The following is a 12527-nucleotide window of genomic DNA, read 5'->3' on the forward strand; positions in this document are numbered from 1 at the left end:
ATTGATGTAGTTGGGTTCTCTGTTGTCCTGAGTTCCAGACCAGACCATCGATGAACGCAACTTGGCAGATACTGCTCGGAAACCTCGCCATCACCGCGCTAGCAATATCGCTGTGGTCGCACGCCTATTATCACACGCGTGCCCTGTCCGAGCGCCGGCGCAACCAGGCGTTCGGCATCGCCATGGGCCTCGGTGCGATCTGCTCCATGATGCTGGCGGTGCCGCTGGATCAAGGCGTTTTCGTCGATCTCCGCTATACGCTGGTGGCGGTTTCGGCTTTGTTTGGCGGCCCCTTCTCCGTGCTCCTGACGATCGTGATCGCCTCGGTGTTTCGCCTCTCCGAGGGCGGGGCGGGTGCGGTCGACGGGGTAACCAGCATATGCGTCGTCGGTATGGTCGGTCTCTGCGGTTATCTGATCGTGAGAAGGCGCAAGGTCAGGCTGGCCGATGCGGCCGTGCTTGGTATCGCGGTATCGGCCACGCTGCTGGTGGTCATGTCGGTGCTGACGTCGCAGGCCAATGCACGCGCCGTCGAACTCGTCGGGTTCCCGATCACGGTTCTCAATTTCCTCAGCATGATGATCGCCGCCTTTGTTTTGATCCAGTTCGAAAGAATGGCGCATGACCGCGATATCCTGTCGGCGGCGCTGACGCAGACGCCCGACTTTCACTACGTGAAGAACCGCGAAGGCAAGTTCGTCATCGTCAACAAGAACGTTGCCGAGCACCACCACTACCCGTCACCGGCGGCCATGGTCGGCGCGTCCGATTTCCAACTGGCGACGCAACGCCGCGCGGAGATGCTCTATGCTGAAGAGCAGGCCCTGATGGAGAGCGGGCAGTCGCAGTTGGACAAGATCGAGTATCTGAGCGAAGGCGGCCGCGATCGTTGCTATTCGACATCGAAGGTGCCGCTACGCGACCGGACCGGCACCGTCATCGGGCTTGCGGGCGCGACGCGCGATGTAACCGAGGAACGAAAGATCGAGCAGGAACTGCGCGAGAGCAAGGATCTGCTGTCGCTCGCCATGGCCGGCATGTCGGATGGTTTCGCCATGTTCGATCGGACAGGCACGCTCGTCTTCAGCAACACGCAATATGCGGCGCTCTTTCCGCTGTCGGGCGAGGTCCGGGTGCCCGGAACGAATATTCGCGAGATACTGAAGAAGGTCGTGGAATCGAATGAGCGACGGGATTTCCGTCAGGAGATCACCGATGAATGGCTGTCGGAAGCCGCCGCTGCGTTGTTCTTCGACAAGGAAGAATACATCGAACTCTATGACGGACGTTGGCTCAGCCTGCGCACCCGTGTCGCCGACAATGGCATGGCGCTCGTTGCGGTCTCAGACATCACGACGATGAAGCAGGCCGAATTCGCGCTCAGGACTGTCGCCGAGCAGATGAAGAGCCTCGCAGAGACCGACGCGCTGACCGGGCTGCTCAACCGCCGGGCCTTTGACCACGCGATGTCGGTTGCAGTGGAGCGAAGCCGCCTGGAACGCCGGCCAATGGCGGTGTTGATGATCGACGTCGATCGCTTCAAGGCCCATAACGACACCTACGGCCATCCTGAAGGCGACGCGTGTCTGAAGGCGATTGCGGATTGCCTGCGCCACACGATGAACCGGCCGCAGGACGTGCTGGCGCGGTTCGGCGGCGAGGAATTTGTCGTTCTGCTGCCCGATACCGATGAGACCAAGGCGCTGGCGTTGGCGGAGCAGTTCCGCAGCAGTTTGCTCGCGCGGGCTATCGCTCACACCGGCAGCGAATATGGTGTGGTGACGGCCAGCATCGGCATTTCGGCAAGTCCAACTGGAAGCAACAGATAAGCGCCGCCGAGCTTATTCTTGGGGCCGATCAAGGCCTCTACCAGGCCAAGCGCGATGGCCGCAATCAGGCAGTATCGTGGAACCCGCCAAGGACCAGCAGGGCGGCGCGGTAGCTTTTTCCACCGCCGCTGCAGCCTGCCGGCGCATATTTTCAGCCAATCCGGTAAAGAAAAAGGCCGGGGCGAAACCGCACCGACCTTCCTCGACCCGTCTCGACAACGACTGCCAGTACCTCCGTGGTCAGCCGTCAGAGACGAATTATGTAAGTTGAGTGTAACGCAACTTCTGGGAAGTTCAAGCGCCATTTATGGGTTCGTTTTGCGCGAAGACTACCTATTTCGGTCAGCCTGAAACGATTGCGGAAAGGCGATCGAGATCGACAAGCTTGACTTCGAGCGGGACGGGATCGGTCTGGGCGGCGCGAAACCACTCTGCTGCCTCGCGCACCCGGTCGCCGTGCGGCTGAGGATAGGAGCCAAGTCGGATGACCCACTCCCTGACCGTTTCACGCTCCATGCGACCTGCCAGATAGCGTGCGTGAACGGTCTTTGCGGAGGCGACGAGATCGGAAACGCTATTCAAGAATTGTCCTCAAATTAATGGGTCGGTTCGATGAGGCCATATGGCATCGAGCTCAGACCTCTTCCTTCTTCTTGACCTTCACCTTCGGCTCCACCGGCGCATCGGGTGTTGGCGCAAGCAGTTTGCGCAGCGATGAAATCTTGTCCTTGACCAGCGGGCGGAAGCGGGTGGCGCGAAATGGCATGTCGGCGGCGCCGTAGCCCTCAGGACCGTCGTCGTTGCCGCGATGCAGTTCCTCCAGCTTCACGCCGAAGAAGGTGCCGTCGATATAATGCGTGTATTCGCCGACCCAGCGCAGCGTGTAGATCTCGCCCTTGCGGATACCCTGATCGATGCTGACATGCTTGAACGTGTCATCGATGCACACGACCTTCTGGCCGACATGAAAGTCGTAGCTCATCTCACAAACCTCAACCTCAACCTCAACTTCACCCGCCGGCACCGGGAGGTGCGTCGTTCTTCATGAATTCCGGATATTGAACAACTTCCGTCTCGACCGTGTCGAACGACTTGCCCGCCGATTGCGCCAGCCGCACGCCCGGCCCGCCTGATATCAATTCTCCGTCCGCTTCGAAGATGATGCCCGAGGCTTCGAACGCCTGCTTGACGGCGAGAAGTGTGGCGTCGGCGCTTTCGGCTCCGCGCTCGATACGGTCGAGATCCGCTACGGAGATGCCGGCGGCATCGGCCAGTTCGGCTTGCTGGAGACCGAGCATCGCGCGGGCGCCACGTATCTGTGCTGACGTTATCATGATGATTTTATATAACCGGATCGATCTTTTTCTCAAGCTGGACGACCGGTTACGCCCGGCAGCATCGCTCCCATTCGGTCAGCAACTGCATGATCTCGATCGAATCGGAAAGGCGCGGGGAGGGGCGCGGCGCCTGCTTCAGCCCCTTGCGTAGGCAGTCTTCGACGAGGCGAACCTGATGGCCGAAGGCGTCATGGTCCGACGGAACGACGATGCGTTCCGCGGGCAGGCCGTATTCCTCGATCTCCAGCAGATTGTCGCCGGCAACGGGCAGCCACGGATTGGTGAGGAATCGGACCGAGGCGCGGTCGCCACGCACGGTGAAGTCGAACGACATGCCATAGCTGTCCGTCGATTGCAGCGTCGCCAAAACGCCCGAGCCGAAGCGGGTGGTGAGCGCCGCGTCGCAGATGTTGCCGTCGTGGCTCGACCGGTTGCCATGTCCCGAGATCACGCGATCCGCGAAGGCGTCGGCGCCGAAGGCCGTCTGGATGACGTAGTGCATCAGCGAGGCCGGATAGCAGCCGAGATTGTAGAGCGTTCCGCCGCCCGCGGGATTGACGACCCGCCAGATATCGGCGGCATAGGCGCCCGAGATCGAGCGTATCGTGCCGAGACGGCCGGACCGGATGATGTCGCCGAGTTCGAAGATGACGGGATGGCTGAGATACATCAGCCCTTCAAGGAAGAAGATGTCGGCCTGCTCGACAGCGGCGGCAAGCGCATGCGCTTCTTCCATCGTCGTGGTCAGCGATTTCTCCGAGAGCACCGGCTTGCCGCGCGCCGCCGCCTTGATGACCGCGTCGTGGTGCACGTTGTTAGGCAGTCCAACGTAGATCACGTCGATATCGGGATCGTCGACAAGCGCATCGATGCTGGGATGCCTGACGGAGATGCCGTAGCGGTCGGCAAAGGCTGCGAGGCGCTCGGGATCGCGACCGAAGACCGCGCCGATCACCGATCCGTCGCTGCCATTGATGGCCTCGGCCACCGTGTTCGAGATGAAACTCGTTCCGAGAATTCCCCAGCGCAGCATTCAGTGTCGCCTTTCACCAGCATTTCCGCGTGACTGCTGGTTCTATAGTTGGATCGGTCGATCAGTACAGGGGCTTCGTGCTCCGACGGCCATATCGAGAGCTCCGCGCCAAGCGCATGGCGCATGGCTGCCTTGCGCAAACTTGCCTACCGTTTAGGCGCGTGGGTGTGTACATACATATCCATCGAAGCGATGCATCCTCCTTCCGCAGAGCTTCGACTTTGCAAGTGCCTCACTCCTCCTCCCAGAGGGACTTGCGCGAACAGTAGCACTCCTCCTCCCAGCTGCTGTTCATTTGTTTTAAAAAGCCTGTCGCACCTCCTCCCGCGACAGGCTTTTTTATTTTCTGCTCTATCCCAAGACGATCTCAGGACATCGCCACCGGTTTGGAGCGCAAACGGCTCGCCGTTGCCGGATCCGCACGCCGGCAAAGCTGCGGCGGCAGGCCTTTCATGATGAGTTCGGCATCGGCGACGGCCATTGTGCCGAGTTCGTAGAAGGCATCGCGCGTGCCGCCGGTGCGGTGAGCCGAGAGCAGCAAACCCGGCAAACCGCGCACGGGGTCGTCGCCGGCCACGGGCTCTTCCGGAAAGACGTCGGTCGCGGCGATGATGTGGCCGGATTTCACCGCCTCCAGCAACGCGGGAAAATCGACCACTGCCGCGCGGCTCATCAGCAGAAAGGCGGCGCCCGGCTTCATCAGCTGAAACTCGCGACGGCCGATGAAGTGCTCGTTCTCGCTGGTCACGCTGGCGAAGACGAAAACCACCTGGCTCTCGCTCAATGTCTCGTCCAGACTGGATGGCACGCAATCCAGCCGCTCGATGACCTCGCTGGGCAGCCATGGGTCGAACACGCGCACCGTGTTCTTGAACGGGCGGATCAGATCACGCAACTGCCTACCGAGATCGCCGAAGCCGATGATCCCGACCGGCGCGCCGGCAAAGCGGAAGACGCCGTCGTTGCCGGCCAGCCCATATTCTTCGGTTCCCACACGGAAGTCGCGGTCGGCCCGGGTGATGCCGCGTGCAAGATCGAGCGCCATGCCGAGTGCCGCCTCAGCCACGGGCGATGCGAAGGCCGATGCCGGCGTGATCACCCAGATGCCACGTTCCACGCAGGCCTGGTAATCGATATTCGGCATGAAGTTGGATTCGACATTGATGATCGCCTTCAGCTTCGGCGCCCGGTCCAGTCGCTCCCGCGGCATGTCCGTCTGCCCGAAGATCAGCACCGTCTCGGGAAGCAATGCGTCGACCTGCTCAGCCGGCATCTGCCGATCTTCGGAAATCACCAGCTCGCCGAGATTTTCCAGCCGGCGGCGAACATCCGGCTTCATGATCAGATCGAGCGTTCGTGGCAAAGGGTCCACCAGAACAATATTGCGGCTCATCACATCCTCCTCCATTCCCCGAGAGCAAGACTTATCAGCAAATGCCGCTTGGAACAGGGGGCAGTGGGGACCGTCGCCGTAAAACGATGAGAGGCCGCTGCGCGGGCAGCGGCCTCTCGCTTCCATTCTGTCCGGCGACAGCTCAGTCAGGCGATGTCGTGCATCTCACGCAAACGGTTCGGTCGGGCTCTTGCCTGGCTGCGTGAACCATGCCGCGCCCGTCTCGGTCATGTGGATATGATCTTCGAGGCGGATCCCGTAGCGGTCGGGGAAAACGATCATCGGTTCGTTCGAGAAGCACATGCCAGGTTCAAGCGCCGTCTTGTTGCCGCGTACGATATAGGGCTCCTCATGGATTTCCAGGCCAAGGCCGTGGCCGGCCCTGTGCGGCAGGCCGGGCAGCGCGTAATCAGGCCCAAGGCCATGGCGAACCATGACCGCGCGCGCCGCGTCATCCAGGCTGGAGCAGGCGGCGCCGAGCTTGGCGGCGTCAAAAACGGCCTGCTGCGCCTCGCGCTCGATCGCCCAGGCGCGGGCAAAGTCCGCATCCGGCTCGTCCAGGACATAGGTGCGCGTCAGATCGGAATGATAGCCGTCGATCCGGCATCCGGTATCGACCAGAATGACATCGCCGGCCGCATAGGTCTGCTCGCCGTCGGCGCCATGCGGCAGCGAGGTCGCCTCGCCGAAGGAGACGATGCAGAAGCTCGATCCATCAGCAGCACCAAGCGCGCGGTGCTGTTCGTCGATATAGCGCACGACATCCGATGCGAGGACGCCGGGCTTGATATAGGTATGCGCGCGGCGGTGGACTTCTAGCGTCAGGTTCATCGCGTATTGGATGATGCCGATTTCGGCCGCGGACTTGCGCAGCCGGATATCGCGGATCAGGCGGGCGCCATCGACAAGGCGCTCCGCGCCGAGCGCCTTGGCAAGCGCGTGATAGACGAATAGCGGCAAGGCGTCGTCGAGCGCAACGCGGGCCTTCGCCGTGAGCAGGGCGGCTACGGTCTCGGCGCTGTTTTCGTCTTCCTCCCAAGTCACGATCGCGCCGTCGAGTTTCGGCAGGCTGTCCACGCGGCTGCGCTCGAAACCCGGCACGACGTAGAAGAGGTCCGCCTGGGTGATCAGCGCGCCGACCAACCGCTCGCTCTGATGCCAGACAAGGCCGGTGAAATAGCGCAAGCTCTCCGTCGAGCCGAGGAGCACGGCGTCCACGCCGGCGGCACCCATGCGGCTGCGCAGCGTCGAAAGCCGCTCGCGGCGTTCGGTTTCGGAAATCGGGGCGGGGCGGGGTGTGGCCGACATGGCTATTCCTCTTGATATCGATCCGCTGTTTTGTCGGCGCACCTGCACCGCCTCATCAGCAATCAAGTCGCGGCTTGATCGCGCGCAGCTAGTCCTGCTCCAGCCGTCAAGTCAACCGGAAGCGGGCTGTCGATGTCAGTTGTTACGGCTGGCGCGTGGCCAGCAGCTCGACCTTGCGCACGAGATCGGCGACCGAGCGAACCTCCATCTTGCGCATGACGTTGCCGCGATGGAGCTTTACGGTGATCTCGCTGATCCCGAGATCATAGGCGATCTGCTTGTTCATCAGCCCCTTGCTGACCGCCATCATCACCTCACGCTCGCGCGGGGTCAGCGTCTCGGCCAGGGTAACGACAGCATCGCCCTCGGCATTGTCGCGGCGTTGCACCGCGTCGCGCTCTATCGCCGTGGAAACGGCATCGAGCAGGTCCTGATCGCGAAACGGCTTGACGAGAAAATCCACCGCGCCGGCCTTCATCGCCCGCACACTCATCGGAATATCGCCGAAACCGCTCATGAAGACGATCGGGAGCTTGCTTCCCATGCGCTCCAGCTGCCCCTGGAAATCGAGGCCGCTCAGCCCCGGGAGACGAACGTCGAGCAGAATGCACCCCGGCCGCTTCAGGTCCGCGCCGGCAAGAAGCGCTGCAGGACTGTCGAAAGCGGACACATCGATCCGGACCGATTGAAAGAGATCGACAAGCGCCTCGCGCACGGAAATGTCGTCATCGACGATCAGCACCATGGGGGATGCCGGCTGCACCACGGTCGCTCGTCGCATGTCACTCACGGCATTTCTCCAGAGCTGGGTCATTTCGCGGAGCTCCTCATCCTGTCGCTTCGAATGCGGGCGTGCTCGTCCCTGCACGTTGTGCCCGCATCTTTGCAGCGAAGCAACCATAGCCAGACATGAAGACCGGCCACACTATACTTAGGTTTGGGGTCCTGATGTTCGTCCGCCAATTGACGTTGCATCAGAACGTCGGCGGCGTGCAGGCGCTGATCACCTCGCATGGGACCGGTCCGACGCAGCGAAAGCGGTGTGGGCGCCGGCTCTCGAAATAATAGGCATCGCCGGGGCCCAGGATGCGGCGCTCGTCTTCGACCGTCACTTCCATGCGGCCCGAAAGCACGATGCCGCCTTCCTCGCCTTCATGCACGAGCATGACCTTGCCTGTGTCGGCGCCCGGTTGGTAGCATTCCTTGAGGATTTGTAGCTGTCGACCGAACAGGCTCTCGCCGATCTGCCGATAGGAAATCGGCCCCTTGCCGATCTCAACCAGCTCCTCGGCGGCGTAAAACGCCTTGCGCGATTTCTGCGGCTCGAAGGCGAAGAACTCGGCCAGGCCGATCGGGATTCCATCGAGAATACGCTTCAAGGCGCCCACCGATGGGTTGGATGAATTGGATTCGATCAGCGAAATGGTGGAGTTGGTAACGCCCGCCCGCTTCGCCAGTTCGCGTTGCGAAAGATTGTGAAGCATGCGCAAATGGCGCAAGCGCTGGCCGATATCGACGGACATGGTGTTTCCAAAGTTTCGAATGTTCGAAATATAACAACATTCGACTTTGAAGGCCATGATTTTCAATGGGTTGAAAACAGCGAGAAAAGGGCTTGTTCGAGAATCTGAATTGGCCGATCACTTCATCATCACCATTCCGGAGAGACCTCATGGACCAGATCAGCAAAGCAAACAGCCCGTCGCTCGATAACTTCTGGATGCCGTTCACGGCCAACCGCCAGTTCAAGGCGGCCCCCCGTCTGCTCGCTTCCGCCGAAGGCATGTATTATACCGATGTCGACGGTAATATGGTGCTGGATGGTACCGCCGGTCTGTGGTGCGTGAATGCAGGCCACGGCCGCAAGCGGATCGCCGAGGCTGTCGAGCGTCAGCTGATGACCATGGATTTCGCCCCCACCTTCCAGATGGGCCATCAGATCGCATTTGATTTCGCCGAGCGCCTTGCCAAGATCGCCCCTGGTGGTCCGAGCGCGCAGCTTGATCGCGTGTTCTTCACCGGTTCCGGTTCTGAATCCGTCGACACGGCGCTGAAGATCGCCATCGCCTATCAGCGCGCCATCGGGCAGGGCACCCGCACCCGCATCATCGGCCGCGAAAAAGGCTATCACGGCGTTGGCTTCGGAGGCATCTCCGTCGGCGGCCTCGTCAACAACCGCCGCGTCTTCCCGCAGATCCCGGCCGATCACATGCGCCACACGCTCGACGTCGAGCGCAACGCCTTCAGCAAGGGCCTCCCGGCCCATGGCATCGAGCTTGCCGAAGATCTGGAACGTCTGGTCGCCCTGCACGGCGCGGAAACCATTGCGGCTGTCATCGTCGAGCCGATGTCCGGTTCCGCCGGCGTTATCCTGCCACCGAAGGGCTATCTGGAGCGCCTGCGTGCGATCGCCGACAAATACGGCATCCTGTTGATCTTCGACGAAGTCATCACCGGCTTTGGACGCCTTGGAACGCCGTTCGCGACCGATTACTTCGGCGTCGTGCCCGATCTCGTCACCACGGCCAAGGGCCTGACCAACGGCGCGATCCCGATGGGTGCTGTGTTTGCAAGCCGCAAGGTCTATGACGCGATGATGACCGGCCCTGAGAACGCCATCGAGCTCTTCCACGGCTACACCTATTCCGGCCACCCTGTTGCCAGCGCCGCCGGCATCGCCACGCTTGAGGTTTACGAAGAAGAAGGCCTGCTGACGCGCGGCGCCGGTCTCACGGAAACCTGGCAGGAAGCGCTTCACTCGCTGAAGGGCCTGCCGAACGTCGTCGATATCCGCAACCTCGGCCTGGTCGGCGCCATCGAGCTCTCGTCGCGTGAAGGTGCGATCGGCGCCCGCGCCTATGACGTCTTCGTCGATTGCTTCAAGAAGGGGCTGCTAATCCGCGTCACCGGCGACACCATCGCGCTCTCGCCGCCGTTGATCATCGAAAAGGATCAGATCGAGACGATCGTCTCGATTATCGGCGACGCGCTGAAGCGCGCAGCCTGATCAATTTGTTTCGGGCCTCGTTTAGACGAGGCCCGAAACACACATCAAGCCTACTGCGCGGTTGCGCCGGTGACCGTCACCGGGACGCCCTTGTAGGCGGGCGTGCCCGAAGTGCGATCATAGGCCGAAAGCGCGATCAGCGCGTTCATCTCAGGGTAATAGCCGGCGATCGATCCTTTCGGAATATTGTACTCGATCGCGGTCAGCCCGCGCGCGCTGCGCGACTTTCCGTCCGCCGAAGGCAGGGAGACGACATTGATGATGTCGCCATCCGCCAATCCGCGTTTTGCTAGATCGTCCTTGTTCATGAAGATCACGTCGCGACGGCCGAATACGCCGCGATAGCGATCGTCCATGCCGTAGATCGTGGTGTTGTACTGGTCGTGGCTGCGCAGCGTTGTCAGCACGAGTGCGTCGGGGTTCTTCACTAGCGGGTCCTCATGCAGGCCGCGGCCGATCAGAAAATTCGCCTTGCCGCTTTCCGTCTTCCAGCGACGCTCAGAGGCCGGCACGTCCAGTCGGAAACCGCCGCGCACGCGCACGCGCTTGTTGAAGTCGAAGAAATCGGGAAAGACGATTTCGATCTTGTCGCGAATCCTGTCGTAATCAGCGACCATGCCATCCCAATCGATGCCATAGCGATCCCCGAGCGTCGCTTTCGCGATGCCGGCAACGATGGCGGGTTCGGATTTCAGCATCTCGCTCGGCGGGTTCAGGAAGCCGCGCGACGCATGCACCATCGACATGGAATCCTCGACGGTCACCGATTGCGGGCCCGTCGCCTGGGTGTCGAGGTCGGTACGGCCGAGGCAGGGGAGAATGATCGAGGTCTTGGCGATCAGCAGATGCGAGCGGTTGAGCTTGGTGGTGATGTGTACCGCGAGGTCCAGCTTGCGCATGGCTTCGAAGGTGACCTCGGTGTCGGACATGGCGACCGCCAGATTGCCGCCAAGGCAGATCAGCGCCTTCGAGGTGCCCTCCATGATCGCTTCGACGGATTCGATCGCGTTGTGTCCCTTCAGGTCGGTCGGGCGGAAGCCGAAGGCCCGCTCCATCCCGTCGATCAGCGCCTTGTTGGGGATCTCGGTGATGCCGACCGTCCGGTCGCCCTGGACATTGGAATGGCCGCGCAGCGGGCAGATGCCGGCGCCGGGGCGGCCGATATTGCCGCGCAGCATCAAGAGATTGGCGAGCTGCTGGACATTGCCCGTGCCGTTGCTGTGCTGGGTGATGCCCATGCCGTAGCACAGGATGACGCTCTTGGCCTTCACATAGACATCGGCAGCACTTTTCAGCGCTTCCCCTGTCAGCCCGGATACGGTGACGATGCTGTCCCAGCTGGTGTTGTCGATATCCTCGCGCAGCGCCTCCAGGCCGGTCGTGTGCTCGGCGATGAAGGCGCGATCAAGCACGCCAGGACCGCCGGCTGCAACATCGGCATCATCGATCTCGAATACGCACTTCATCAGGCCCTTGAGTGCTGCGAGATCGCCGCCGGTGCGCACCTGATGATAGGCCGAGGCAATCCGTGTCGACGACAGCGTCGCCATCTCGACAGGGTCCTGCGGCGAAGCGAATTTCTCGAGTGCGCGCTCCTTAAGCGGATTGAAGACGATGATCGGTACGCCACGTCGCGAGGCCTCGTGCAGCGTCGCCATCATGCGCGGATGGTTGGTGCCCGGATTGTGGCCGAAGCTGAAGATCGCATCGGTGTGGTCGAAGTCCTCAAGGAGGACCGTGCCCTTGCCGACGCCGATCGACTTCGGCAGGCCGACGCTGGTCGCCTCATGGCACATGTTCGAGCAGTCGGGAAAATTGTTGGTGCCATAGGCGCGCACCAGTAGCTGATAGAGAAAGGCGGCCTCGTTGGACGCGCGCCCGGATGTATAGAACTCCGCGTGATGCGGGTCGTCCAGCCGGTTGAGCTCGGCGCCGATGCGCGCGAAGGCATCGTCCCACTCGATCACCTCGTAGCGATCGGTCTCGGCGTTGTAGATCATCGGATGCGTCAGGCGGCCTTCGTCCTCGAGCTCGTGGTCAGTCCACTCCCACAATGCAGACACCGTATGCTCTGCAAAGAAGCTCGGGTCGACACGTTTGGCGGTGGATTCCCAGGTGATGGCCTTGGCGCCATTTTCGCAGAACTCGAAGGACGAGGTGTGCTTGGGATCCGGCCACGCGCAACCGGGACAATCGAAGCCCTCGGGCTTGTTGGCCTTCAGGAGCGTTGCCGTTCCTTGAGCGACGACCTGTTGGTGGGCAAGCGTCTTGGCGACCGCGCGCAAGGCGCCCCATCCGCCGGCCGGTGCGTCGTATTTCTCAATTCCCTCGGGGCGCTTCTTCGCCATATTCCTGCTTCTCCACACTCGGTCCAGCCAGCATAACACCTGTCGATGCCGCACTGCACTATACCCAAGCATAGGATGTTGCCATAGCGCTATAAGCGGTGTCCGACGCCGCAAGATACTCCACGCTGATCGCTGGAGCATGAGAATGCCATACAAAAGCGGCCGGTACCTGTTGGTCCCAGCCGAGCGAGCGCCAAGCCGCTAATAATGTGTGGTCACATAGAAACGGATTGGCGCAGGACCGCGCCAATCCGCAATGACGAGCATGAGTT

General features: G+C 61.5%; 11 protein-coding genes. 2 read left to right on the forward strand and 9 right to left on the reverse strand.

Features of this window, described 5'->3' with window-relative positions:
* The first annotated feature begins 50 nt into the window (after positions 1-50).
* Positions 51-1829 carry a diguanylate cyclase gene (locus ACVTFQ_RS20015; RefSeq protein ID WP_112436630.1) on the forward strand — a complete coding sequence of 593 codons (1779 nt, stop codon included), beginning with the start codon at positions 51-53 and terminating at the stop codon, positions 1827-1829.
* 342 nt (positions 1830-2171) lie between these two features.
* Here the strand turns inward: ACVTFQ_RS20015 and ACVTFQ_RS20020 are convergent, their stop codons facing one another.
* The 8 genes from ACVTFQ_RS20020 to ACVTFQ_RS20055 all read right to left on the reverse strand — a co-directional run bounded on the left by ACVTFQ_RS20020 (position 2172) and on the right by ACVTFQ_RS20055 (position 8423).
* A complete protein-coding gene (locus ACVTFQ_RS20020; protein WP_018896699.1) occupies positions 2172-2411 on the reverse strand; it encodes a hypothetical protein in 240 nt (79 codons plus the stop codon).
* Positions 2412-2463: 52 nt separating this feature from the next.
* Positions 2464-2811 (reverse strand): CAP-Gly domain-containing protein, encoded by a 348-nt coding sequence (locus tag ACVTFQ_RS20025; RefSeq protein WP_112436629.1) that lies wholly within the window; start codon positions 2809-2811, stop codon positions 2464-2466.
* Positions 2812-2839: 28 nt separating this feature from the next.
* On the reverse strand, positions 2840-3163 hold the full coding sequence (locus tag ACVTFQ_RS20030; protein WP_112436628.1) for a helix-turn-helix domain-containing protein: 324 nt from the start codon (positions 3161-3163) through the stop codon (positions 2840-2842).
* A 49-nt stretch (positions 3164-3212) separates the two neighbouring features.
* Positions 3213-4199 (reverse strand): Gfo/Idh/MocA family protein, encoded by a 987-nt coding sequence (locus ACVTFQ_RS20035; RefSeq protein WP_112436627.1) that lies wholly within the window; start codon positions 4197-4199, stop codon positions 3213-3215.
* 367 nt (positions 4200-4566) lie between these two features.
* Entirely contained in the window at positions 4567-5592 is a 1026-nt protein-coding gene (locus ACVTFQ_RS20040; RefSeq protein WP_112436638.1) for a hydroxyacid dehydrogenase, read from the reverse strand.
* A 165-nt stretch (positions 5593-5757) separates the two neighbouring features.
* Positions 5758-6900 (reverse strand): M24 family metallopeptidase, encoded by a 1143-nt coding sequence (locus ACVTFQ_RS20045; RefSeq protein ID WP_112436626.1) that lies wholly within the window; start codon positions 6898-6900, stop codon positions 5758-5760.
* Between the two features lie 142 nt (positions 6901-7042).
* Positions 7043-7690, reverse strand: coding sequence for a response regulator transcription factor (locus tag ACVTFQ_RS20050; RefSeq protein ID WP_470423987.1), 648 nt, complete (start codon positions 7688-7690; stop codon positions 7043-7045).
* 184 nt (positions 7691-7874) lie between these two features.
* The gene (locus ACVTFQ_RS20055) at positions 7875-8423 is read right to left on the reverse strand and encodes a cupin domain-containing protein (RefSeq protein ID WP_047504707.1); all 549 of its coding nucleotides are present in this window, start codon (positions 8421-8423) and stop codon (positions 7875-7877) included.
* Between the two features lie 149 nt (positions 8424-8572).
* Here ACVTFQ_RS20055 and aptA point away from each other — a divergent pair, with 149 nt between their 5' ends.
* Positions 8573-9907 carry an omega-aminotransferase AptA gene (gene aptA, locus ACVTFQ_RS20060; protein ID WP_112436624.1) on the forward strand — a complete coding sequence of 445 codons (1335 nt, stop codon included), beginning with the start codon at positions 8573-8575 and terminating at the stop codon, positions 9905-9907.
* A 50-nt stretch (positions 9908-9957) separates the two neighbouring features.
* Here aptA and ACVTFQ_RS20065 read toward each other — a convergent pair whose 3' ends face one another.
* Entirely contained in the window at positions 9958-12255 is a 2298-nt protein-coding gene (locus tag ACVTFQ_RS20065) for an FdhF/YdeP family oxidoreductase (protein WP_112436623.1), read from the reverse strand.
* Between the last annotated feature and the right edge of the window lie 272 nt (positions 12256-12527).

It is taken from the genome of Rhizobium sp. O111 (assembly GCF_055616315.1).